Annotated in this window: 32 protein-coding genes and 1 pseudogene; all 33 read left to right on the top strand. The window is 57.7% G+C overall.

All coding sequences use genetic code 11. The features are described from left to right. Nucleotides 1-12 precede the first annotated feature (12 nt). Entirely contained in the window at nt 13-318 is a 306-nt protein-coding gene (gene rpsJ / locus EJV47_RS00265; RefSeq protein ID WP_078013199.1) for a 30S ribosomal protein S10, read from the top strand. 185 nt (nt 319-503) lie between these two features. Further along, the gene (locus EJV47_RS00260; RefSeq protein ID WP_165903557.1) at nt 504-1,808 is read left to right on the top strand and encodes an O-antigen ligase family protein; all 1,305 of its coding nucleotides are present in this window, start codon (nt 504-506) and stop codon (nt 1,806-1,808) included. Between the two features lie 269 nt (nt 1,809-2,077). After that, the gene (gene rplC / locus EJV47_RS00255) at nt 2,078-2,698 is read left to right on the top strand and encodes a 50S ribosomal protein L3 (protein ID WP_078013197.1); all 621 of its coding nucleotides are present in this window, start codon (nt 2,078-2,080) and stop codon (nt 2,696-2,698) included. A gap of 5 nt (nt 2,699-2,703) precedes the next feature. Next, on the top strand, nt 2,704-3,342 hold the full coding sequence (gene rplD, locus EJV47_RS00250; protein WP_126691139.1) for a 50S ribosomal protein L4: 639 nt from the start codon (nt 2,704-2,706) through the stop codon (nt 3,340-3,342). After that, complete coding sequence (gene rplW / locus EJV47_RS00245) at nt 3,342-3,629, top strand: 50S ribosomal protein L23 (RefSeq protein ID WP_126691138.1); 288 nt, start codon at nt 3,342-3,344, stop codon at nt 3,627-3,629. The genes rplD and rplW overlap by 1 nt, the downstream gene beginning before the upstream one ends. 54 nt (nt 3,630-3,683) lie before the next feature. After that, on the top strand, nt 3,684-4,511 hold the full coding sequence (gene rplB, locus EJV47_RS00240; RefSeq protein ID WP_126691137.1) for a 50S ribosomal protein L2: 828 nt from the start codon (nt 3,684-3,686) through the stop codon (nt 4,509-4,511). Next, complete coding sequence (gene rpsS / locus EJV47_RS00235; RefSeq protein ID WP_078013193.1) at nt 4,511-4,789, top strand: 30S ribosomal protein S19; 279 nt, start codon at nt 4,511-4,513, stop codon at nt 4,787-4,789. The genes rplB and rpsS overlap by 1 nt, the downstream gene beginning before the upstream one ends. A gap of 3 nt (nt 4,790-4,792) precedes the next feature. Beyond that, nucleotides 4,793-5,293 (top strand): 50S ribosomal protein L22, encoded by a 501-nt coding sequence (gene rplV / locus EJV47_RS29020; RefSeq protein ID WP_126691136.1) that lies wholly within the window; start codon nt 4,793-4,795, stop codon nt 5,291-5,293. 5 nt (nt 5,294-5,298) lie between these two features. Then, complete coding sequence (gene rpsC, locus EJV47_RS00225) at nt 5,299-6,204, top strand: 30S ribosomal protein S3 (protein WP_126691135.1); 906 nt, start codon at nt 5,299-5,301, stop codon at nt 6,202-6,204. Between the two features lie 37 nt (nt 6,205-6,241). Continuing rightward, nucleotides 6,242-6,664 carry a 50S ribosomal protein L16 gene (rplP, locus tag EJV47_RS00220; RefSeq protein WP_126691134.1) on the top strand — a complete coding sequence of 141 codons (423 nt, stop codon included), beginning with the start codon at nt 6,242-6,244 and terminating at the stop codon, nt 6,662-6,664. Between the two features lie 5 nt (nt 6,665-6,669). Further along, nucleotides 6,670-6,870: a 50S ribosomal protein L29 gene (gene rpmC / locus EJV47_RS00215; RefSeq protein WP_126691133.1), complete on the top strand. Its 201-nt coding sequence runs from the start codon at nt 6,670-6,672 to the stop codon at nt 6,868-6,870. Between the two features lie 13 nt (nt 6,871-6,883). Further along, nucleotides 6,884-7,174: a 30S ribosomal protein S17 gene (gene rpsQ / locus EJV47_RS00210; protein WP_126691132.1), complete on the top strand. Its 291-nt coding sequence runs from the start codon at nt 6,884-6,886 to the stop codon at nt 7,172-7,174. Between the two features lies 1 nt (nt 7,175). After that, a complete protein-coding gene (rplN, locus tag EJV47_RS00205; protein ID WP_059072177.1) occupies nt 7,176-7,544 on the top strand; it encodes a 50S ribosomal protein L14 in 369 nt (122 codons plus the stop codon). A gap of 5 nt (nt 7,545-7,549) precedes the next feature. After that, nucleotides 7,550-7,798, top strand: a pseudogene (gene rplX, locus EJV47_RS00200) (50S ribosomal protein L24); the annotation flags it as partial. Nucleotides 7,799-7,830: 32 nt separating this feature from the next. After that, a complete protein-coding gene (gene rplE / locus EJV47_RS00195; protein ID WP_126691130.1) occupies nt 7,831-8,385 on the top strand; it encodes a 50S ribosomal protein L5 in 555 nt (184 codons plus the stop codon). Between the two features lie 2 nt (nt 8,386-8,387). After that, on the top strand, nt 8,388-8,657 hold the full coding sequence (rpsN, locus tag EJV47_RS00190; protein ID WP_078013185.1) for a 30S ribosomal protein S14: 270 nt from the start codon (nt 8,388-8,390) through the stop codon (nt 8,655-8,657). Nucleotides 8,658-9,427: 770 nt separating this feature from the next. Then, nucleotides 9,428-9,826: a 30S ribosomal protein S8 gene (gene rpsH / locus EJV47_RS00185; RefSeq protein ID WP_059072181.1), complete on the top strand. Its 399-nt coding sequence runs from the start codon at nt 9,428-9,430 to the stop codon at nt 9,824-9,826. Nucleotides 9,827-9,855: 29 nt separating this feature from the next. After that, nucleotides 9,856-10,410 (top strand): 50S ribosomal protein L6, encoded by a 555-nt coding sequence (rplF, locus tag EJV47_RS00180; protein ID WP_059072182.1) that lies wholly within the window; start codon nt 9,856-9,858, stop codon nt 10,408-10,410. Between the two features lie 9 nt (nt 10,411-10,419). After that, nucleotides 10,420-10,767 carry a 50S ribosomal protein L18 gene (rplR, locus tag EJV47_RS00175; protein WP_119445995.1) on the top strand — a complete coding sequence of 116 codons (348 nt, stop codon included), beginning with the start codon at nt 10,420-10,422 and terminating at the stop codon, nt 10,765-10,767. Nucleotides 10,768-10,773: 6 nt separating this feature from the next. Next, nucleotides 10,774-11,292 (top strand): 30S ribosomal protein S5, encoded by a 519-nt coding sequence (gene rpsE / locus EJV47_RS00170; protein WP_078013182.1) that lies wholly within the window; start codon nt 10,774-10,776, stop codon nt 11,290-11,292. A gap of 6 nt (nt 11,293-11,298) precedes the next feature. Next, complete coding sequence (gene rpmD, locus EJV47_RS00165) at nt 11,299-11,478, top strand: 50S ribosomal protein L30 (RefSeq protein WP_126691129.1); 180 nt, start codon at nt 11,299-11,301, stop codon at nt 11,476-11,478. Nucleotides 11,479-11,491: 13 nt separating this feature from the next. Further along, the gene (gene rplO, locus EJV47_RS00160) at nt 11,492-11,938 is read left to right on the top strand and encodes a 50S ribosomal protein L15 (protein ID WP_126691128.1); all 447 of its coding nucleotides are present in this window, start codon (nt 11,492-11,494) and stop codon (nt 11,936-11,938) included. A gap of 19 nt (nt 11,939-11,957) precedes the next feature. Continuing rightward, nucleotides 11,958-13,271: a preprotein translocase subunit SecY gene (secY, locus tag EJV47_RS00155; protein WP_126691127.1), complete on the top strand. Its 1,314-nt coding sequence runs from the start codon at nt 11,958-11,960 to the stop codon at nt 13,269-13,271. 3 nt (nt 13,272-13,274) lie between these two features. After that, nucleotides 13,275-14,081 carry a type I methionyl aminopeptidase gene (map, locus tag EJV47_RS00150; RefSeq protein WP_126691126.1) on the top strand — a complete coding sequence of 269 codons (807 nt, stop codon included), beginning with the start codon at nt 13,275-13,277 and terminating at the stop codon, nt 14,079-14,081. Beyond that, nucleotides 14,059-14,277 (top strand): translation initiation factor IF-1, encoded by a 219-nt coding sequence (infA, locus tag EJV47_RS00145; RefSeq protein ID WP_078013177.1) that lies wholly within the window; start codon nt 14,059-14,061, stop codon nt 14,275-14,277. The genes map and infA overlap by 23 nt, the downstream gene beginning before the upstream one ends. Nucleotides 14,278-14,375: 98 nt before the next feature. Beyond that, the gene (ykgO, locus tag EJV47_RS00140; protein WP_034256541.1) at nt 14,376-14,492 is read left to right on the top strand and encodes a type B 50S ribosomal protein L36; all 117 of its coding nucleotides are present in this window, start codon (nt 14,376-14,378) and stop codon (nt 14,490-14,492) included. A gap of 20 nt (nt 14,493-14,512) precedes the next feature. Continuing rightward, a complete protein-coding gene (gene rpsM, locus EJV47_RS00135) occupies nt 14,513-14,890 on the top strand; it encodes a 30S ribosomal protein S13 (protein ID WP_126691125.1) in 378 nt (125 codons plus the stop codon). Nucleotides 14,891-14,971: 81 nt separating this feature from the next. Beyond that, nucleotides 14,972-15,364, top strand: coding sequence for a 30S ribosomal protein S11 (gene rpsK, locus EJV47_RS00130; RefSeq protein WP_059072191.1), 393 nt, complete (start codon nt 14,972-14,974; stop codon nt 15,362-15,364). 92 nt (nt 15,365-15,456) lie between these two features. Then, entirely contained in the window at nt 15,457-16,062 is a 606-nt protein-coding gene (rpsD, locus tag EJV47_RS00125) for a 30S ribosomal protein S4 (protein ID WP_126691124.1), read from the top strand. Nucleotides 16,063-16,167: 105 nt separating this feature from the next. Continuing rightward, nucleotides 16,168-17,157, top strand: coding sequence for a DNA-directed RNA polymerase subunit alpha (locus EJV47_RS00120; RefSeq protein WP_126691123.1), 990 nt, complete (start codon nt 16,168-16,170; stop codon nt 17,155-17,157). A gap of 213 nt (nt 17,158-17,370) precedes the next feature. Further along, the gene (gene rplQ / locus EJV47_RS00115) at nt 17,371-17,943 is read left to right on the top strand and encodes a 50S ribosomal protein L17 (RefSeq protein ID WP_126691122.1); all 573 of its coding nucleotides are present in this window, start codon (nt 17,371-17,373) and stop codon (nt 17,941-17,943) included. Nucleotides 17,944-18,447: 504 nt separating this feature from the next. After that, nucleotides 18,448-19,719 carry a phosphopyruvate hydratase gene (gene eno / locus EJV47_RS00110; protein WP_126691121.1) on the top strand — a complete coding sequence of 424 codons (1,272 nt, stop codon included), beginning with the start codon at nt 18,448-18,450 and terminating at the stop codon, nt 19,717-19,719. A gap of 71 nt (nt 19,720-19,790) precedes the next feature. Then, a complete protein-coding gene (locus EJV47_RS00105; RefSeq protein WP_126691120.1) occupies nt 19,791-20,939 on the top strand; it encodes a CARDB domain-containing protein in 1,149 nt (382 codons plus the stop codon). Nucleotides 20,940-20,945 lie beyond the last annotated feature (6 nt).

Genomic DNA, 20,945 nt, shown 5'->3' with positions numbered 1-20,945 from the left:
CAAGCTGACCTCATGAACCAGAAAATTCGCATTAAACTGAAGTCTTACGATCATAACCTCGTCGACAAGTCGTCGGAGAAGATCGTAAAGGCGGTGAAAGCAACGGGTGCCATCGTAAGCGGCCCGATTCCTTTGCCGACGGAAAAAGAAAAGTTCACCGTACTCCGTTCGCCCCACGTGAACAAGAAGTCGCGTGAGCAATTCCAGCTCTGCACCTACAAGCGCCTGGTGGACATCTTCTCGACCTCGTCGAAGACGGTAGACGCCCTGATGAAGCTCGAACTGCCGAGCGGCGTTGACGTAGAAATCAAAGTCTGAGCCTAACCCCTCAGCAGCAAAAAAGCCCCGCTGGCCTCGGCCGGCGGGGCTTTTTGTTTGCAACCATTGCGGCCGCTCCTGCCTCTGCGTAGAATAGACGCAACGCCGTGCCGGGCAAGGCTGGCACGAAATCGGTAACTTGCGTTTCGCCCGAGCGTGCAGCTGTGGGTATGCGTTCAACGTCTGTGAGTATTTCTGCCACTTCAAGCACCACTCCTTGGCTGACCGTTGGCCGTATTCAAACGGCCGCAGCCATCAGTTGTGGCCTGGTTATTACCGGGCTCTACACGCTGACTTTTTTCCGGGTACTGGCCAGCATCGGGCAAGCCTGCCTGCTGCTGTGTGCGCTGACTTACCTGTGGCGGTTTCGGGAAGTAGCACAGCTACGCAAGTGGCCGGTGTATTTTGGTTTCGTACTGATCTTCCTGATGCACTTGGCAGCTGGCCTGAATACCAGCGCCGCTAACGCCAAAGAGTTCTGGCGCGACATTGTGCTGCAGTTGCCTTTCCTGATGCTGCCGCTCGCGTTCTGGATTCTGCCGCCGCTACCGTCCTCAGACCTGAAGCGCTTATACAAGCTGCTGCTGGCGGCTACTACGCTTTCAGCCATCGGCAGCACCATTTATTATCTGTTGAACGCGGATTACATCAACGAGCTGTACATCCATTCTAAGATAATGCCCACGGTGCCGGACCATATCCGGTTTAGCCTGCTTATTGCCCTTTCTATTGCGGTAGGGGCTGTCATGCTTAATCGAAAGGTGCTGACGGGCTGGCGTCGCGCGGCAGTGCTGGGAGCTACCATTTTCCTGGCGGGCTTCATGCACCTATTGGCCGTGCGCAGCGGATTGGTAGCTCTTTACGTGCTGGCTGTTGTAGCCATCGGCTACCTACTGAAGAAGCAGGCTTGGCGAAAGGCTGCCGCCGTCACGGCCCTGATGGTGCTGTTGCCAATCGTGAGCTACTTTACGCTGCCCACTTTCTACAACAAATACCATAACACCAAGGACGACGCTAGCCGGGTTGAGCAAACTCACTCGGCCAACAACTACTCCTTGGTAGGCCGGATGTATTCGTACCAAACGGCGCTGGAAGTTTGGAAAGACCACCCGGTATTTGGGGTAGGTAAAGCTGATTTACGCATGGAAATGTCGGCCCGGTATCAGGAATTCTTTCCCCAGATTGAGGAGGAACACTACCTGCAGCCGCACAACCAGTTCTTGTTCTATCTGGTGGCCTTTGGCACACTGGGCGTAGCCATATTCATCTTATCCTTCTACTACCCATTGTGGTGGGCCCGCCGCCGACACGCCCCAATGCTGCTTGTGCAGTATATCATCGTCACGCTGTCCTTTATGGTTGAGCCCACGATGGAGGGGCAGAGCGGACTCACCTTCTCATTGTTTTTCCTTCTATTGCCTCTCAGTAGTCTTGCAGAATGCCGGAAGGAGAGAGGCGTGCGGAAAGGCTTGCAGTGGCGTCCTGCCTAATAAAATAGTATTGGCCTGCTCGTAAAATAGGATTCCGCCGCGCTTAGCAAATTGCCGACCAGTTTCGCAGCAGGAGTAGGGGAGGGGCCGATAACCGGTCCGACGCGGGAAGCAAACTGGCTGACTGATAGCCGTAAGGGACAACGCATCATCTGAAATATTTTCAGATGGGGTTATGCTTTTGTCTTAACAATTCCCTAGCTTTGCACTCCCTTTCCGAAAACGTCATTCGGGCGTTTTCACTGTGTCTTTTCTAAAACCCCATTCGAATGCCTGGCATTATCGGTAAAAAAATCGGTATGACAAGCCTCTTCACTGCCGATGGTCGGAACGTGCCCTGCACGCTCATCCAAGCCGGCCCGTGCGTAGTGACGCAGGTGAAGACGCTCGAAGTTGACGGCTACACGGCCGTTCAGCTCGGTTACGGCGACAAGAAGGCCAAGAACACCAACAAACCGTTGGCTGGCCACTTCGCTAAGGCGGGAGTTACCCCCCGCAAGAAACTCGTCGAGTTCCGCACCGACGACGTGGCATCCTACTCGCTGGGTGCTGAAATCAGCGCTGACTACTTCGCCGAAGGTGACTTCGTAGACGTGGTTGGTACCTCGAAAGGCAAAGGTTTCCAGGGCGTTGTAAAGCGTCACAACTTTGCTGGTGTAGGTGGCCAAACCCACGGTCAGCACAACCGCGGCCGTCACCCCGGTTCGATCGGTGCCTGCTCCTGGCCCTCCCGCGTGTTCAAGGGCATGCGCATGGCTGGCCGCATGGGCGGTGACCGAGTGAAGATCCAGAACCTGAAAGTGCTGCGCGTGATGAACGAGCAGAACCTCATCCTGGTGAGCGGCTCGGTACCCGGTGCTAAAAACGGTTACGTGATTCTGGAGAAATAGGCGCGATGGAACTCTCTGTATTGACGATCAAAGGCGAGGACACCGGCCGCAAGGTGACGCTGTCCGACGCAATCTTCGGGCTGGAGCCGAACGAGCACGCCATGTACCTCGACGTGAAGCTGTACCTGGCCAACCAGCGCCAGGGCACACACAAGTCGAAGGAGCGCGCTGAAATCGCCCGCACGACCAAGAAACTGAAGAAGCAGAAAGGCACCGGCGGTGCCCGCGCTGGTTCGATGAAGTCGCCGGTGTTCATCGGTGGTGGCCGCGTATTCGGTCCCAAGCCCCGTGACTACGGCTTCAAAGTGAACAAGAAAACCAAGCAGCTGGCCCGCCTGTCGGCCCTGTCGGTACTTGCTCGCGAAAACCGTCTGGCCCTGGTGGAGAACTTCTCCCTGGAAGGCCCCAAGACGAAGGATTTCCTGAACATCCTGAGCGGCCTGAACCTGAACACCGGCAAGAAGACCCTGCTGGTAACCGGTTCGGTTGACAAGAACGTGGTACTGTCGGCCCGCAACATCCAAAAGGTGAAGGTGGCTGTTCCCACGGCTCTGAACACCCACGACCTGCTGAACACCGACACGCTGTTGCTGTCGGAGGCTGGCCTGGAGACGCTCACCCAACTTTACACGGCCGCTGAGTAATGAGCATCATCAAGAAGCCCATCGTGACCGAGAAGGCAACGTCGCTGAACGAGAAAGGCCAGTACGCCTTTGAAGTGGAGCGCACCGCCAACAAGGTTGAAATCAAAAAAGAAATTGAGAAGCTCTACGGCGTAACGGTGACGGGCATCAGCACCATCCGCAGCCAGGGCAAACTCAAGTCGCGCTTCACCAAGACCGGTGCCGTTACCGGCCGTCGTGCTTCCAGCAAGAAGGCCATCGTGACGGTGAAGGAAGGTGACGTTATCGACTTCTACAGCGGCATCTAAGCTGCCGGCTGAATTTCTGACCGAGGCCCCTCGCTAGAGCATTTTCGCTATAAAATGGCACTCAAAAAACTAAGACCAACATCACCGGGTCAGCGCTTCCGTATCGCCCCGGGTTTCGACGAGATTACCACGTCGACGCCGGAGAAGTCGCTGTTGGCACCCAAGAAAAAATCCGGTGGCCGGAATGATTCCGGGAAAATGACCAACCGTTACATCGGTGGTGGTCACAAGCAACAGTATCGTATCATCGACTTCAAGCGCAGCAAGCACTCGGTGCCGGCTACCGTGAAGTCGATCGAGTACGATCCGAACCGTACGGCGCGCATCGCCCTGATCAGCTACGCTGACGGCGAGAAGGCCTACATCATCGCACCGGCTGGCCTGCAGGTAGGCGCTACCGTGGTAGCAGGCCCGGGCGCCGCACCGGAACTGGGCAACGCCCTGCCGCTGCGCGAAATGCCGCTCGGTACGATTGTTCACAACATCGAGCTGATGCCGGGTGCCGGCGCAGTGCTGGCCCGCTCGGCCGGTACCTACGCCCAGCTGGTGGCTCGCGAAGACAAATACGCGACGCTGAAACTGCCCTCCGGCGAGATGCGCATGGTACTCGTTACCTGCATGGCTACGGTTGGCACCGTTTCGAACGGCGAGCACATGAACGTGCGTCTCGGCAAAGCCGGTCGTCACCGTTGGTTGGGCTACCGTCCGCGCGTTCGTGGTGTGGCTATGAACCCCGTTGACCACCCGATGGGTGGTGGTGAAGGCCGCTCGAGCGGTGGTCACCCGCGCAGCCGCAAAGGCCTGCTCGCGAAGGGTTACAAGACCCGCAACAAGAACAAGTACTCTGAGCAACTCATCGTTTCGCGTAAAGGCAAGAAGTAATGGCACGTTCGCTTAAAAAAGGCCCGTACATCGACTTCCGCCTGGAGCGGAAGGTGCAGGTGATGGAGGAGTCCAACAAGAAATCGGTGGTGAAGACCTGGTCGCGCCGCTCGATGATTTCGCCGGACTTCGTAGGGCACACCTTCGCCGTGCACAACGGCAATAAGTTCATCCCGGTGTACGTGACCGAAAACATGGTTGGTCACAAGCTTGGGGAATTTGCGCCCACGCGCAACTTCCGCGGCCACGTAGCCAAGAAAGATAAAGGCAAGCGCTAAGACATGGAAGCAGTAGCCAAACTCCGTAACGTACCGACCTCGCCGCGCAAGATGCGCCTCGTGGCCGGCCTAGTACGCGGCAAAAGCGTTACCCGTGCCTTGGGCTTGTTGAAGTTCGAGGCTAACTCGGGCGCCGAGAAAATCGAGAAACTGCTCCTGTCGGCCCTGGCCAACTGGCAGCAGAAGAACGAGGACGAGCGCATCGAGGACGCTAACCTCTACATCAAAGAGATTTTCGTTGACGAAGGCCGCCAGCTGAAGCGCCTGCGCCCCGCCCCCCAGGGCCGCGGCCACCGCATCCGCAAGCGCAGCAACCACGTCACGATCATCATTGACTCGAAGGTGGAAGCCATCGGCAGCCGCCAGGGTCTGAAGGATGCCGCCGCCAAACTGGAAACCGCTCCCGCCGCCGCTCCGGCTGCTGAAGAGGCTCCCGCTAAGAAGCCGGCCCGTCGTTCGACCAAGAAAGCTGACACCCAAACCGCGGCTGACGCCACCGAATAATAACCATGGGACAGAAAGTTAATCCGGTTGGCCTCCGCCTGGGTATCGTTAAAGGCTGGGACTCTAACTGGTACGGCGGCAAAGACTTCGCCGACAAGCTGGTAGAGGACGAAAAGATCCGCAAATACATTCTGGCACGCATCCCGAAGGGCGGCATCTCGAAAATCATCATCGAGCGCACCCTGAAGCGTATCACCATCACCATCAACACGGCTCGTCCGGGTGTGGTAATCGGTAAAGGCGGCCAGGAAGTTGATAAGATCAAGGACGAACTGAAAAAGCTCACGAGCAAAGACGTCCAGATCAACATCTTCGAAATCAAGCGTCCGGAACTCGACGCCAAGCTAGTAGGCGAAAGCATCGCTCAGCAGCTGCAGGCTCGTATCTCGTTCCGCCGCGCGATGAAGCAAGCCATTCAGGGCGCACTCCGCGTGGGCGCTGAAGGCATCAAGGTGCAGTGCGGCGGCCGCCTCGGCGGTGCTGAAATTGCCCGTTCGGAACAATACAAGGAAGGCCGCACCCCGCTGCACACCCTCCGCGCCGACATTGACTACGCCCTCTCGGAAGCCCAGACGGTGTATGGCAAAATCGGCATCAAGGTGTGGATCATGCGCGGTGAAGTATTCGGCAAGCCCGACCTGTCGCCCAACCAGCTGCTGAGCCAGCAGCAGGGCGCCGCCGGCAACGACCGCAACGACCGTGGTCCGCGCGGTGAGCGTGGCGAGCGGGGCGACCGTGGTGGCCGTGGCGGCGACCGTGGTGGCCGTGGTGGCAACGACCGTGGCCCGCGTGGCGGTGGTGACCGTGGCGGCTTTGGCGGTGGCCAAGGCGGCGGTAACCGCGGCGGCCAAGGCGGTGGCGGTAATCGTGGCGGTCAAGGCGGCGGCGCAGGCCGTGGCCCCCGTCGCTAGTCCTTCTTCCTTCCACTTCTTTTTCGAGAACTAGATCATGTTACAACCGAAAAGAACCAAGTATCGGAAGATGCAGAAGGGCCGCGTACACGGCCTGGCCTATCGCGGCAGCTCGCTGGACTTCGGTTCGTTTGGCATTAAGTCGCTGGAGGCCGCTTGGATCACCGCGCGTCAAATCGAAGCAGCCCGTATCGCCATGACCCGCGCTATGAAGCGTGAAGGTCAGGTTTGGATCCGCATCTTCCCGGACAAGCCCATCACCAAGAAGCCGGCTGAAGTACGTATGGGTAAGGGCAAAGGCTCGCCCGAGTACTGGGTAGCCATCGTGAAGCCCGGCACCATCCTGTTCGAATCGGACGGGGTTTCGCTGGAACTCGCTCAGGAGTCGCTGCGTTTGGCCGCTCAGAAGTTGCCGGTTCGCACCAAGTTTGTAGTTCGTCGTGACTTCGTTGAGGCATAAGCAACATGAAAAACGCTGAAATCCGTGCCCTTTCGATCGAGGATCTGAAAGAGCAAATCAACAAGGAACAGTCGGGCGCGCAAACCTTGCGTTTCGCTCACGCTATTTCCCCGCTCGAAAACCCGGCCCGTATCAAGCACGGCCGCCGCAACATCGCCCGCCTGCTCACCGAGCTGAAGCGCCGCGAGCAGGAGCAGCAATCGTAGTCCCCCGCTAGTAATGGAAAACAACGCAGAACAGCAGGGCACCGCTACGGTAGAGCGTAACCTGCGCAAAGAGCGTATCGGCCGCGTGACGAGCAACAAGATGGACAAAACCATCACCGTTGTGGTCGAGAGCAAAATGAAGCACCCGATTTACGGCAAGTTCGTGTCGAAGTCGACCAAGTTCGTCGCCCACGACGAGAACAACGAGTGTGGCGAAGGCGACACGGTGCGCATCATGGAAACCCGCCCGCTGAGCAAGCGCAAGCGGTGGCGTTTGGTAGAAATCGTAGAACGCGCCAAGTAAGATGATCCAGCAAGAATCCCGTCTGACGGTAGCCGACAACAGCGGCGCCAAAGAAGTACTCTGCATCCGCGTCCTCGGCGGCACGGGCAAGAAGTACGCTACGGTAGGCGACAAGATCGTCGTGGCAATCAAATCGGCCATCCCCTCGGGCAACGCCAAGAAGGGTGCCGTGTCGAAAGCCGTGGTGGTTCGCACGAAGAAGGAAGTACGCCGCAAAGACGGCTCGTACATCCGCTTCGACGACAACGCCGCCGTGCTGCTCAACAACAACGACGAGCCTCGCGGCACGCGTATCTTCGGCCCGGTGGCCCGCGAACTGCGCGAGAAGCAGTTCATGAAGATCGTTTCGCTGGCCCCTGAAGTTCTCTAACCGCAATGGCACTGAAAACCAAAGAAGCAAAGCCCGCGAAGCTGCACGTGAAAACCGGTGATACCGTCCAGGTAATCGCCGGTGACGAGCGCGGCAAGACTGGCGTCATCAAGTCGGTGAACCGCCAGACCCAGCGCGTCATCATCGAAGGCCTGAACCTGGTCACGAAGCACTCGAAGCCGAGCGCCAAGAACCCCCAGGGCGGCATCTCGAAGATCGAGGCACCGATCCACGCCAGCAATGTCAAGCTTGTTAGCTCGGCTAACGCCTAACCAAGTATCCGACAATGGCTCGACTGAAAGACATTTACGACAAGGAGATTCGCCAGCAGCTGCAGGAGAAATTCCAGTTCAAGAGCACCATGCAGGTGCCGCGCATTACCAAGATCTGCATCAACCGCGGTATTGGTAAGGCCGTAGCCGACAAGAAGCTCGTGGACAATGGCGTGGACGAACTGACCCAGATTACCGGTCAGAAAGCCGTTCCGACCATCGCCAAGCGTTCGGTTTCGAACTTCAAGCTGCGCGAGGGCATGCCGATCGGCGCCCGCGTGACGCTGCGTGGCAACCAGATGTACGAATTCCTTGACCGCCTGCTGACCGTGGCGCTGCCCCGCGTACGCGACTTCAAAGGCATCAGCGACAAGGGCTTCGACGGCCGTGGTAACTACACGCTCGGCATCAAGGAGCAAATCATCTTCCCGGAAATCTCCATTGACAAGATCAAGGAGATTGGCGGCATGGATATCACCTTCGTGACGACGGCTGAAAATGACGAGCAGAGCTACGAGCTGCTGCGCGCCTTCGGGATGCCGTTTGCCAACGCTAAGAAAAACAGCTAATCATGGCTAAGGAATCAATCAAAGCAAGAGAGCGGAAGCGTGTGGCGATGGTTGCCCGTTACGCTGAGAAGCGTAAGGCTCTGAAAGAGGCTGGCGACTTCGAAGGTCTGGACAAGCTGCCCCGCAACGCTTCGCCCGTACGTCTGCACAACCGCTGCAAACTGACCGGCCGTCCGCGTGGCTACATGCGCAAGTTTGGCATCAGCCGCGTAACGTTCCGGGAAATGGCTTCGGCCGGCAAAATTCCCGGCGTGACCAAGGCTAGCTGGTAATCTGAAGTGCTAAACTAATGCCATCTGTATCTTGGGACATTGGATGTTGCTATTTGGTTGTGCCAATTGTTGGTGAGCCTTTCACATTCAAGCTCCTCAATGTCGACCCGTTTGGTCGAGGATTCATTGTTGAAGTAGGTGGTCAAATTGTGCAGCCCTTTTTCCCTCCAGCTCACCGCAGCCTGCAGAAAGTTAATTGCTGAATTGACAATACATGTTGTGACATTTCTATATTTGGGTTCACTCAAATTTTAAATCATGCCGCAGCAACAGTATCAAGTCAGGATTCAGAAAGGAACAAATGTGATGACCGTAGTTGTGGTAGCTTGGAATGAAGCTAACGCGAATACTGTAGCTAGAGAAATGTATCCGGGCTACATGGTCAATGCTGTAAAGAAGATGTAGACGCATCTTCGGTGGTTTGCCTCCATATTGAAAATGCTCGACTAGCACTCTAGTCGAGCATTTTTTTGTGTAGATACTAAAGCAAGTATGCGCGTTGCAGAACTATCTGCCAACTAAGCAAAGTAGCCTATTGCTTTTGTGTTAAGCGTTTACGTATCTTTGCACCCCAGAATGCTCTAGGGCAGTGGGGGACGCCCCACACACCATTTGGCAGGTTGCCACAAGAAACCATTGGCTGCGGCGGAAACGCTGTGGATGTCAAGTAGTCTTAACCGAGGATTTCGCCGTCATAGGAAAACTATGGCTGCGAAATTTTCCTACCTTTGCGGTTCCCTTAACCACGGGGTGCCCTTCAAATCATCCAAATGAACACAGATCCGATTGCCGACTACCTGACCCGGGTGCGCAACGCCATCAAGGCCAACCACCGGGTAGTAGAAATTCCGGCTAACAAAATCAAAAAGGAAATCACGAAAGTACTCTACGAGAAAGGGTACATTCAGAGCTACCGTTTTGATGACTCGGCAGTACAAGGCACGATCAAAATCGCGCTGAAGTACCACCCCGTGACCAAGAAGCCCGCCATCCAGAAGCTGCAGCGCATCAGCACCCCGGGCCTGCGTACGTACGCCCACGTTGAAAACCTGCCGCGCGTGCTGAGCGGTCTGGGCATTGCCATCCTGTCGACTTCGAAAGGGGTAATGACGGAGAAGGAAGCTCGCACCCAGAATGTAGGCGGCGAGGTGCTGTGCTACGTGTACTAAGCTCAACGCAGCAGTAAACTCCCGACAATATGTCCCGCATTGGTAAACTCCCGATCAGCCTGCCCTCGGGCGTGCAGGTATCGGTTGATAACGACAACACCATCACGGTTAAGGGCCCCAAAGGGGAACTGAAAACCGCTGTCGACCGCGACATCACGGTACGCTCCGAAGACAACACCGTAGTCGTAGAACGTCCTACCGAGCAAAAGCGTCACAAGGCCATGCACGGCCTCTACCGCGCCCTGCTCAACAACATGGTAACCGGCGTAAGCACCGGCTACACGCACCAGCTGGAACTGGTGGGCGTAGGTTTCAAGGCTACCGCTACCGGCTCGACGCTGGAGCTGGCCCTGGGCTACTCGCACAACATCTTCCTGGCGCTGCCGAAAGAAGTAACCGCTACGGCCGTTACCGAAAAAGGCAAGAACCCGATCATCACCCTGACCAGCATCGACAAGGAACTCATCGGCCAGGTGGCCGCCAAGATCCGTTCGCTGCGCAAGGTGGAGCCTTACAAAGGCAAAGGTGTGCGCTTCGTTGGTGAGCAGATTCGTCGTAAGGCTGGTAAGACTGCCTCGAAATAACCGAGCATCATGGCTTTTAATAAAACTGAGAGAAGACTCCGGATCAAGCGCCACATCCGCACGAAAGTGTCGGGTACCGCTGAGCGCCCCCGCCTGTCGGTGTTCCGCAGCAACAAGGGCATCTACGCCCAGATCATCGACGACACCGCCGGCCGTACGCTGGTAGCCGCTTCGTCGAAGAACGTAACGGCTGGCGACTCGCCGGTAGCTACGGCCGCCGCCGTAGGCAAAGAGCTGGCCACGCGGGCCACGGCTGCCGGCATCACGTCGGTAGTGTTCGACCGCTCGGGCTACCTGTACCACGGTCGCGTTAAATCATTGGCAGAAGGTGCCCGCGAAGGCGGCCTGAATTTCTAAGCAGCTATGCGCGAGCAAAATAAACCCACGGCGAAGACCACGGAGTCGGACCTGAAGGAAAAAGTAGTTGCCATCAACCGCGTAGCGAAGGTGGTAAAAGGTGGTCGTCGCTTCAGCTTCTCGGCCATCGTAGTAGTAGGTGACGGTGCTGGCACCGTAGGCTACGGCCTGGGCAAAGCCAACGAAGTAACCGATGCCATTGCCAAAGCCATTGACGATGCCAAGAAGAACCTGGTGAAGGTGCCGCTGTACAAGCACACCGTTCCCCACGTGATGGAAGGCAAGTACTCGGGTGGCTTCGTGCTGGTGCAGCCGGCCGCTGCCGGTACCGGCGTAATTGCTGGTGGTGCTATGCGTGCCGTGTTCGAAAGCGCCGGCATCAAGGACGTACTGGCCAAGTCGAAAGGCTCCTCGAACCCCCACAACGTGGTGAAGGCTACCTTCGACGCCCTGAACAAGATGCGCGACCCGATGCAGATTGCACAGCAGCGCGGCATCTCCCTCGCCAAAGTATTTAACGGCTAAGCGACGATGGCACGGATCCAAATCAAGCAAGTGCGTAGCGTTATTGACCGCCCCGAGCGTCAGAAGCGCACGATGCAGGCCCTGGGCCTGAACAAAATCGGCGCAGTCCGCGAGGTGGAAAACACCGCGGCTATTGCCGGCATGGTCGCCAAAGTTGGCCACCTGGTAGAAGTAACCGAACTGTAGACCTCAGCTCATCATGAATCTCAGCAATCTTAAGCCCGCTGAAGGCTCGGTACGCAACAACAAGCGTCTGGGTCGTGGTGAAGGCTCGACCCGCGGTGGCACGTCGACGCGTGGCCACAAGGGCGCCAAGTCGCGTTCGGGCTACTCGAAGAAAATCGGCTTTGAAGGTGGCCAAATGCCCCTGCAGCGCCGCGTGCCGAAGTTCGGCTTCAAAAACATCAATCGTGTGGAGTACAAGGGTATCAACCTGGACGTACTGCAGGCTCTGAACGAGAAATCGGCGACGGGTACGATGGATGTAGCCTACTTCATCCAGCACGGTCTGGTGTCGAAAAACGCCAAGATCAAAGTTCTCGGCCGTGGCGAACTGACCGCCGCTGTGGAAGTACACGCCCACGCTTTCTCGCAATCGGCTATTGAGGCCATTGAGAAGGCTGGTGGCAAAGCCGTGACCCTGTAAGTCAACCTACACGCCGGCGATGAACAAGTTTATTCAGACGGTTAAGAACATTTTTGCGATTGAGGATCTGCGTACGCGGATTCTCAATACGCTTTTTTTCATCGCCATCTACCGGCTGGGTGCTTACGTGGTATTGCCGGGCGTCGATCCTGCTCTTCTGAAAGGTAGCTCGGGAGGCATTTTCGGCATCCTCGACACCCTGCTCGGTGGCGCGTTCAGCAACGCTTCCATTTTCGCGCTGGGCATTATGCCCTACATCTCGGCCTCTATCGTGCTGCAGCTGCTGACCATCGCAGTGCCGTACTTCCAGAAGCTGCAGAAAGAAGGCGAATCGGGCCGGAAGAAGATCAACCAGTACACCCGCCTGCTCACCATCCCCATCGTGATGGCGCAGTCGGTGGGTTTCATTGCTACCATTGGTCAGGATGCCATCATCAACCCGGGAGTATTCTTCACGGTGTCGACGATGATTATCCTGACGGCCGGCACCTTGTTCTGCATGTGGCTGGGTGAGAAAATCACCGATAAGGGCATCGGTAACGGCATCTCGATGATCATCATGATCGGTATCGTCTCGCGCTTTCCCGGCGCTATCATCGGGGAAGCCGCGGCGAAGGGGATGCGCGGTTCGCTGATCTTCCTAATCGAGTTGGCAGTGCTGTTCTTCGTGGTAATGGGTGTTATCATCCTCACGCAGGCCGTTCGCCAAATTCCGGTGCAGTACGCTAAGCAGGTAGGTGGCGTAAGCCAGCTGAATGCGCAGCGTCAGTTCATCCCGCTGAAAGTGAATGCGGCCGGCGTTATGCCGATCATTTTCGCTCAGTCGCTGATGTTCGTGCCAGCTATTGCTGCCTCGGCGTGGAAGGACAGCGACACGGCTACATTCATCGGCCAGAAGTTTTCGGATTACACCTCGTGGCAATACAACTTGGTGTTTGCGGTACTGATCATTTTGTTCACGTACTTCTACACCGCCATCAGCGTGAACCCGAAGCAGATTGCCGACGACCTGAAGCGTAGCGGCGGTTTTGTACCGGGGGTGAAGCCGGGCGATGCTACTTCCGAGTACATCGACCAAGTGCTGACGCACATCACCCTGCCCGGTGCCATTGCTCTGGCGCTGATTGCAATCTTTCCGGCCATTGCGTTGTTGTTTGAGGTCACTCGTCCGTTCTCTGCCTTCTACGGTGGTACGTCGCTCATCATTATGGTGGGTGTGGTCCTCGATACCATGAACCAGATCGAAAGCTATCTGCTCATGCGTCACTACGATGGCATGATGAAAACGGGCAAGCTGAAAGGCCGGTCGCAAAACATTGCGCTGGCGTCTTAAGCCATGATCCTGTACAAGACCGAAGAAGAAATCGAACTGATTCGAGCCAGCGCTGATGTGCTGGCTCGTGCCCATGGGGAAGTTGCGGGCATGATTCGCGAAGGAATTACCACCGGCGAGCTGGATAAGCGTGCCGAGGAGTTCATTCGGGACAACGGCGGCGTCCCTTCTTTCAAGAATTACAAAGGGTTCAAATACAGCCTGTGCATTTCGCCCAATGCGGTGGTAGTGCACGGGTTTCCCGGCAGCCAGGTACTGAAGAGCGGCGACATCGTAACGATAGACGCGGGCGTGAAGCTCAACGGCTACCACAGCGACAGCGCTTACACCCACCCCGTGGGAGAGGTGAAACCAGAAGTTCTGGCTTTGCTTGATGCAACCAAGCAGTCTTTGTACGAAGGCATCAAGCAAGCTGTAGCTGGCAACCGCATGGGCGACGTCGGCTACGCCATCCAAGATTACGTGGAAAAGCGTGGTTATTCGGTGGTGCGGGAACTTGTCGGGCACGGCATCGGTAAGAGCCTGCACGAGAAGCCGGACGTACCGAACTACGGCAAACGTGGCTCGGGCCTGAAGCTGCAGAGCGGTCTGGTTATGGCCATCGAACCGATGGTGAACCTGGGCGGCAAAGCAGTGGTGCAGGAAGATGATGGCTGGACCATCCGAACCAAGGACCGGCAACCCTCGGCGCACTTCGAGCACACCGTGGTGGTGCGCCAAAACAAAGCGGAGATTCTTACTTCGTTTGCTTACATAGAACAAGCTTTACAGAAGCAACAGCAGCCTTATGGCCAAACAGTCGTCGATTGAGCAGGACGGTACCATCCTGGAAGCCTTGTCAAACGCCATGTTCCGCGTGGAGTTGGAAAACGGGCACCAGCTGATTGCGCACATCTCCGGAAAGATGCGCATGCACTACATCAAGATTCTGCCCGGCGATAAGGTGAAGCTCGAAATGTCGCCCTACGATTTGTCGAAGGGGCGAATCGTTTACCGTTACAAGTAAAGGGTCTTAGGGACTTGGGAGCTTGGGGTCTTAGTTGACCTTGGCTTCAAGACCAAGACCCTAAGTCCCTGAGACCCTAAGACCCAAACCCCCCGGACATGAAAGTCAAAGCCTCGGTGAAAAAGCGCAGCGCCGACTGCAAGGTGATCCGCCGTAAAGGGAAGCTTTACGTGATCAACAAGAAGAACCCCCGCTACAAGCAGCGTCAGGGCTAACATCAAGCAATAGGAAGAACATGGCACGTATTGCAGGGGTAGACATCCCGGACAAAAAGCGCGGCGAAATCGCCCTCACCTACATCTTTGGCATCGGTCGTTCGTCGGCCCAGGCTATCCTTACCAAAGCAGGTGTAGACCTGAACAAGAAGGTTAGCGAGTGGACGGAAGCTGAGTCGGGCGAAATCCGTAGCATCATTGCTTCGGAATATAAGACTGAAGGTGTGCTGCGCTCGGAAGTTCAGCTTAACATCAAGCGTCTGATGGACATCGGTTGCTACCGTGGCCTCCGTCACCGCAAAGGGCTGCCGGTCCGTGGTCAGCGCACCAAGAACAACTCGCGCACCCGCAAAGGCAAACGGAAAACCGTTGCCGGTAAGAAGAAGGCTACGAAATAAATCATAGCGGGAATCGGCGGCGGGCCTTCATGACTTTCCAACTGCCGCCAACACCTCTCGCTCGTTTTCTGCGAAAACCAAATGGCACAAAAGAGAAAAGACAAAGCCAAGAAGCGCATCGTGCAGGTAGAAGCTACCGGCCAGGTGCACATCAAGGCTTCGTTCAACAACATCATCATCTCGGTTACGAACAACAACGGCCAGGTGATTTCGTGGGCTTCGGCCGGCAAAATGGGCTTCCGTGGTTCGAAGAAGAACACGCCCTACGCCGCCCAAACCGCAGCCCAAGATTGCGGCAAAGTGGCTTACGACCTGGGCATGCGCAAGTGCGAAGTGTTCGTGAAAGGTCCGGGCGCTGGCCGCGAGTCGGCAATCCGTGCGTTCCAGAACATGGGCATTGAGGTGACGACCATCCGCGACGTGACGCCGCTGCCGCACAACGGCTGCCGTCCGCCCAAACGTCGCCGCGTCTGAGTAACGGCAGACGCGTGGCCGCTACCGCCCCGTGAGGGAGCTAATGCGGCCAGGCAGTTTTCTTTTCTTCCCAGAAAAATCACCTCTTTAGAATGGCACGTTATACCGGCCCTAAAACCAAAGTTGCCCGTCGTTTCGGCGAAGCCATCTTCGGCCCGAGCAAGGCACTTACCAAGAAAGCATATCCTCCGGGCCAGCACGGCCGCGGCCGCCGCAAGAAGCAGTCGGAATACGCCGTGCAGCTGATGGAGAAGCAAAAAGTGAAGTACCTCTACGGGGTACTGGAAAAGCAGTTCGCCAACCTGTTCGACAAGGCAGCTGGTAAGCCGGGCATCACCGGTGAAAACCTGCTGGCCTACCTGGAGCAGCGTCTGGACAACGTGGTGTACCGTCTGGGCATCGCCCCGACCCGCCGCGCTGCCCGTCAGCTGGTGTCGCACAAGCACATCACGGTGGACGGTGAAGTGGTAAACATCCCGTCGTTCCACGTGAAGCCCGGCGCTATCGTTGCCGTGCGCGAAAAGTCGAAGTCGCTGGAAGCCATTACCAACAGCCTCGCTGCTCGCAACGCCCGTCAGTTCGGCTGGCTGGAGTGGGACGGCAAGGAGCTGGCCGGCAAAGTGATTTCGGTGCCGCAGCGCGACATGATTCCCGAGAAAATCGAGGAGCAGCTCATCGTCGAACTGTATTCGAAGTAAGCCTGCTGCGCAGAGCCGGCCGCTGCCTGGAAACCTTCCAATGGCAGCGGCCGGCTCCTGCATTGGTTTACCTCCTTCCTTCAAATTTCCCTTACATCCGCATCTATGTCAATTCTCGCTTTTCAAATGCCGGAGAAGGTCGTGATGGAGAAATCCGACGACTTCTACGGTACGTTTGAGTTCAAACCGCTGGAGAAGGGTTACGGCGTGACGATCGGCAACGCGCTGCGGCGCATCCTGCTGTCGTCGCTCGAGGGGTACGCAATTACCTCGGTCCGCACGAGCAACGTGCTGCACGAGTTCCAGACCATCGAGGGCGTCATCGAGGACATGTCGGAAATCATCCTGAACCTGAAGCAAGTTCGGTTCAAGAAGATCAACGACGTTATCGAGGACAAAATCACGGTGCGCATCAGCGGCCAGGAGACCTTCACGGCCGGTGACATCAACAAATTCACCAACGGCTTCCAGGTGCTGAACCCGGACCTGGTGATTTGCAACATCGACACCAATACCTCGCTGGAATTCGAGTTTACGGTTCAGAAGGGCCGTGGCTACGTACCCGCCGAGGAAAACAAGCCGGCTGACCAAGTTTTCGGTCAGATTGCCATCGACGCCATCTTCACGCCCATCAAGAACGTGAAGTACAGCATCGAGAACACCCGCGTGGAGCAGAAGACCGACTACGAGCGGCTGCTGTTGGAAATCCACACGGACGGCTCGATTCACCCCGAGGATGCGCTGAAAGGCGCCGCCAACATCCTGATTCAGCATTTCATGCTGTTCTCGGACAACACGATGACCTTCGAAACGGCCAAGGCCGAGGAGGAAACCAGCGTGGACGAAGAGACGCTGCACATGCGCAAGGTCCTCAAGACCCCGCTGCAGGACATGGACCTCTCGGTACGTGCTTACAACTGCCTCAAGGCCGCCGACATCAAGACCCTCGGCGACCTGGTGCAGCTGGACCTGGCCGACATGATGAAGTTCCGCAACTTCGGCAAGAAGTCCTTGACCGAGCTGGAAAACCTCGTCGAGGAAAAAGGCCTGCACTTCGGCATGGACGTGGCGAAGTTCCGTCTGGAAGAAGACTAATTTTGTAATGTGCGGAATGCGGGTGAATGTGGGTAATGTGAAAATGTCGTTTTAACTGACTGCTTCGCACAATCCATTTCATTCTTCCACATTCCGCACATTAACCACATTTCTCACATTCAACTAGGGGTGCCCTAAGGGGCGGCGGTTCTAATGAGGCTTCGGCCCGCCGTGGTCGTCGTCCGCAAGCATCCCACTAACTTTTCTTGACCAATGCGTCACGGTAAAAAAGACAACCACCTGGGCCGGACTACCGCCCACCGCAGCGCCATGCTGTCGAACCTCGCCATCTCGCTGATCCTGCACAAGCGCATCACGACGACGACGGCCAAGGCCAAGGAACTGCGCAAGTACGTAGAGCCGATTCTGACCCGCTCGAAGGACGACACGACGCACTCGCGCCGCATCGTATTCGCCGAGCTGCAGAACAAAGAGGCCATCAAGGAGCTGTACGGCGAAGTAGCTGGCAAAATTGCTGGCCGTCCCGGCGGCTACACCCGCATCATCAAGCTGAGCGCCGGCCGTGCCGGTGACAACGCTGACATGTGCGTAATCGAGCTGGTGGACTACAACGAAACCCTGCTGTCGGCCAAGTCGGCTGGCGAGGCTAAGGCTACGACCCGTCGTTCGCGCCGCGGTGGTAAGAAAGCTGAAGGTGCTGCTACCACGGCCGCTCCCGCTGCTTCGACCACGCAGGTAGAAACCTCGGCTCCGGCTGATACGGCTACCGAAACGCTGAAAGAAGGCGAAACCCGCGAAGACAAGACCGAAGAGTCGGCTTCGTAATTCGCCGCGCTGAGGCGCTTTGAATTGAAAGGGACGGTTCCTGCGGGGGCCGTCCCTTTTTTTGTGCCGCGTGGGCACCTCACCCCCCGGCCCCCTCTTCGAATAGGAGAGGGGGAGCCACGACGGCGCGTAGGGCGGGGCGGCTCACCGGGGGCTGGTAGCTCGCAAAACATTGTTTGTGGGCCAACCGGACTTCCGGTTGCGCGGCAGCCGTTGGTGGAAGGCTACCGGACTCCCGGTAGGAGGAGAACAGGAATAGAGCAATTGCCGGACTTCCGAAGCGGTGACAAAAAGCGGTGGGCGGGGCGCTGGAAAGGCCCGGTGGCTTCAGAGGAGGAAAACAGGTGGAACATTCCGGCCTTGCGCAAACGGTTGATTTGCCCTATCACCTAGGCGAATCCCCGGCACTTGTGTTTCTTTGCCGTTGGGCCCGCGTGGGACGGGCACCGCTGACTGATTCCCCGTGGGCTGGTCAGGCCCAAACACACTTTTCATTCTCCGATTATGAGCATCATCGCCGCCATCAACGCCCGGCAAATTTTTGACTCGCGCGGTAACCCCACCGTGGAAGTAGACGTGACCACCGACAGCGGCGTGGTAGGCCGTGCTGCGGTACCCTCGGGTGCCTCGACCGGCAAGCACGAAGCCGTGGAGCTGCGCGACGACGACAAGGCCAAGTATATGGGCAAGGGCGTGCTGACGGCCGTCGACAACGTCAACAGCAAGATTGCCGAAGAGCTGGTGGGCTTCTCGGTGTTCGAACAGGCCCTGCTCGACAAAATCATGAACGAGCTGGACGGTACGCCGAACAAGGCCAACCTGGGTGCCAACGCCATTCTGGGCGTTTCGCTGGCCGCGGCCCGCGCGGCCGCGCAGGAAGCCGGCATGCCGCTCTACCGCTACGTAGGCGGCGTGGGGGCTACCACGCTGCCGGTGCCGATGATGAACATCCTGAACGGCGGCTCGCACGCCGATAACTCCATTGACTTCCAGGAGTTCATGATTATGCCGGTGGGCGCCAAGTCGTTCACCGAGGCCATGCGCTGGGGCTCGGAAATCTTCCACCACCTGAAATCGGTGCTGAAGAAGGAGGGCCTGAGCACGAACGTGGGCGACGAGGGCGGTTTCGCGCCGAACATCGAGTCGAACGAGGCGGCCATCGAAGTGGTGCTGCAGGCCATCGAGGCCGCGGGCTACAAGCCGGGCGACGACGTGATGATTGCGCTGGACGCGGCGGCTTCGGAGTTCTACTCCGACGGGCACTACCACTTCAAGAAGAGCACCGGCGACAAGCTGACTTCCTCGGAAATGGCCAACTACTGGGCCGACTGGACCCGCAAGTACCCCATCATCAGCATTGAGGACGGCCTGGACGAGGACGACTGGAGCGGCTGGAAGCAGCTGACCGACGCCGTGGGCGACAAGGTGCAGCTGGTAGGCGACGACCTGTTCGTGACCAACGTGACGCGTCTGCAGCAAGGCATCGACAAGGGCGTAGCCAACGCCATTCTGATCAAGGTGAACCAGATCGGCTCCCTGACGGAAACCATCGATGCAGTGAACCTGGGCAAGCGCTTCAAGTACAAGAGCATCATGTCGCACCGCTCGGGTGAGACGGAGGACAGCACCATCGCCGACCTGGCCGTGGCTCTGAACACCGGCCAGATCAAGACTGGCTCGATGTCGCGCTCGGACCGGATGGCCAAATACAACCAGCTGCTCCGCATCGAGGAGGAGCTGGGCGAGGTGGCTTACTTCCCCGGCAAGAACATGTAACTGACGCCTCAGGGCTACGCAAAGCCGGTCTGCCGCGAGGTGGACCGGCTTTGTTGTGCCAACGAGGGATTATGCCCAATTTTAACGGGTTATTGCTATTCAAAGCCCCAAGACGCATGTCCGTCCCATCTACTCGTTTATTGGCCCGCACGCTGGTGGTCTGCCTACTGGCTTGGCTTGGTTTGGCCGCACAGGTGCAGGCGCAGCCGGATCTGGTTGTGACGACCCCCATTACGTGCCCGAGCACCGTTTACGCCGGCGCTAACTACCAACTCTCCGCAACCATCCGTACCCTGGGTACTGCCGCGCAGTTTGCCTTTATCGGCGCGTATTTGTCGGCAGACAACACCTGGGACGGCACGGACGTGTACCTGAACTCGGTCGGTACAAACTTGTTTGGCTCGACCACGTCGGCAACGCTCAACATTAACGTGACCATTCCGGCCACGACGCGGGCGGGCAGCTACTACATGGTGTTTGTGGCTGATCCACTGGACATGGAGCGGGAAAGCAACGAGCAAAACAACGTGCTGACAACCCCGGTGAGCGTGGTAGTGGGCGGCCCGGCCCAACTACCGGATCTGACCTTGTGGCGGCCATCTACTTCGTTTAACTCCCTGCCAGCGGGCGGAAGCCTGGGCGCGTTTACGTTCGTCAACAATCAAGGTGCCGGGGGCAGTCCGAACGCAGAAATGGGCTACTATTTATCGGTGGATACACTGCTAACGCCCGGCGACGTCGTGTTGGGCACCTCCGGGGTCGGTTCGTTGTCGGGCGGCGGCAGCGGCACAATCACCTCGGCTCCTGTGCTGACGGTGCCGGGCAGCACCCAGCCGGGCCGGTACTACGTGCTGGTGGTGGCCGACCACCTGAACCGCATTGCGGAGTCGAACGAGAACAACAACAGCCGGGCGCTGGCCATTACCATTACCGGCGGCATCACGGCTGCGCGGGCCGCTACGCCGCTTCAGGCGCTGCAGCTCTACCCCAACCCGGTGGAGGGTGGCCAGGAGCTGCTTATTGGTGCCTCGGGGCTGCGCGCCGCTTCGGTGGTGGCGACGCTGCACAACGCGCTAGGGCAGGAAGTGGCGCGGCCGGTGCTACGGTTCGGCGCCGACGGAACCGCGCGCCTCAGCGTGGCCGGCCTGGTGCCCGGGCGCTACCTGCTGCAAACGCTGGTGAACGGGCAACGGCTGCACCAGCAGCTGCTGGTAAAATAAGCCGGC

This window comes from Hymenobacter gummosus, assembly GCF_003970915.1.
GTDB lineage: Bacteria > Bacteroidota > Bacteroidia > Cytophagales > Hymenobacteraceae > Solirubrum > Solirubrum gummosum.
This window is presented reverse-complemented; position numbering and strand designations above follow the sequence as displayed.

Bases quoted from the DNA above. Each gene is read 5' to 3' on its own strand.
- map (WP_126691126.1), top strand. From the start codon at position 13,275: ATGATCCTGTACAAGACCGAAGAAGAAATCGAACTGATTCGAGCCAGC.
- rpsC (WP_126691135.1), top strand. From the start codon at position 5,299: ATGGGACAGAAAGTTAATCCGGTTGGCCTCCGCCTGGGTATCGTTAAA.
- infA (WP_078013177.1), top strand. From the start codon at position 14,059: ATGGCCAAACAGTCGTCGATTGAGCAGGACGGTACCATCCTGGAAGCC.
- rpmC (WP_126691133.1), top strand. From the start codon at position 6,670: ATGAAAAACGCTGAAATCCGTGCCCTTTCGATCGAGGATCTGAAAGAG.
- rpsE (WP_078013182.1), top strand. From the start codon at position 10,774: ATGCGCGAGCAAAATAAACCCACGGCGAAGACCACGGAGTCGGACCTG.
- EJV47_RS00105 (WP_126691120.1), top strand. From the start codon at position 19,791: ATGCCCAATTTTAACGGGTTATTGCTATTCAAAGCCCCAAGACGCATG.
- secY (WP_126691127.1), top strand. From the start codon at position 11,958: ATGAACAAGTTTATTCAGACGGTTAAGAACATTTTTGCGATTGAGGAT.
- rpsM (WP_126691125.1), top strand. From the start codon at position 14,513: ATGGCACGTATTGCAGGGGTAGACATCCCGGACAAAAAGCGCGGCGAA.
- rplW (WP_126691138.1), top strand. From the start codon at position 3,342: ATGAGCATCATCAAGAAGCCCATCGTGACCGAGAAGGCAACGTCGCTG.
- rplO (WP_126691128.1), top strand. From the start codon at position 11,492: ATGAATCTCAGCAATCTTAAGCCCGCTGAAGGCTCGGTACGCAACAAC.
- rpmD (WP_126691129.1), top strand. From the start codon at position 11,299: ATGGCACGGATCCAAATCAAGCAAGTGCGTAGCGTTATTGACCGCCCC.
- rpsH (WP_059072181.1), top strand. From the start codon at position 9,428: ATGAACACAGATCCGATTGCCGACTACCTGACCCGGGTGCGCAACGCC.
- rplV (WP_126691136.1), top strand. From the start codon at position 4,793: ATGGAAGCAGTAGCCAAACTCCGTAACGTACCGACCTCGCCGCGCAAG.
- rplF (WP_059072182.1), top strand. From the start codon at position 9,856: ATGTCCCGCATTGGTAAACTCCCGATCAGCCTGCCCTCGGGCGTGCAG.
- rpsS (WP_078013193.1), top strand. From the start codon at position 4,511: ATGGCACGTTCGCTTAAAAAAGGCCCGTACATCGACTTCCGCCTGGAG.
- rplP (WP_126691134.1), top strand. From the start codon at position 6,242: ATGTTACAACCGAAAAGAACCAAGTATCGGAAGATGCAGAAGGGCCGC.
- ykgO (WP_034256541.1), top strand. From the start codon at position 14,376: ATGAAAGTCAAAGCCTCGGTGAAAAAGCGCAGCGCCGACTGCAAGGTG.
- rplC (WP_078013197.1), top strand. From the start codon at position 2,078: ATGCCTGGCATTATCGGTAAAAAAATCGGTATGACAAGCCTCTTCACT.
- rplR (WP_119445995.1), top strand. From the start codon at position 10,420: ATGGCTTTTAATAAAACTGAGAGAAGACTCCGGATCAAGCGCCACATC.
- EJV47_RS00120 (WP_126691123.1), top strand. From the start codon at position 16,168: ATGTCAATTCTCGCTTTTCAAATGCCGGAGAAGGTCGTGATGGAGAAA.
- rplQ (WP_126691122.1), top strand. From the start codon at position 17,371: ATGCGTCACGGTAAAAAAGACAACCACCTGGGCCGGACTACCGCCCAC.
- rplN (WP_059072177.1), top strand. From the start codon at position 7,176: ATGATCCAGCAAGAATCCCGTCTGACGGTAGCCGACAACAGCGGCGCC.
- rpsQ (WP_126691132.1), top strand. From the start codon at position 6,884: ATGGAAAACAACGCAGAACAGCAGGGCACCGCTACGGTAGAGCGTAAC.
- eno (WP_126691121.1), top strand. From the start codon at position 18,448: ATGAGCATCATCGCCGCCATCAACGCCCGGCAAATTTTTGACTCGCGC.
- rpsD (WP_126691124.1), top strand. From the start codon at position 15,457: ATGGCACGTTATACCGGCCCTAAAACCAAAGTTGCCCGTCGTTTCGGC.
- rplB (WP_126691137.1), top strand. From the start codon at position 3,684: ATGGCACTCAAAAAACTAAGACCAACATCACCGGGTCAGCGCTTCCGT.
- rpsJ (WP_078013199.1), top strand. From the start codon at position 13: ATGAACCAGAAAATTCGCATTAAACTGAAGTCTTACGATCATAACCTC.
- rplE (WP_126691130.1), top strand. From the start codon at position 7,831: ATGGCTCGACTGAAAGACATTTACGACAAGGAGATTCGCCAGCAGCTG.
- rplD (WP_126691139.1), top strand. From the start codon at position 2,704: ATGGAACTCTCTGTATTGACGATCAAAGGCGAGGACACCGGCCGCAAG.
- rpsN (WP_078013185.1), top strand. From the start codon at position 8,388: ATGGCTAAGGAATCAATCAAAGCAAGAGAGCGGAAGCGTGTGGCGATG.
- rpsK (WP_059072191.1), top strand. From the start codon at position 14,972: ATGGCACAAAAGAGAAAAGACAAAGCCAAGAAGCGCATCGTGCAGGTA.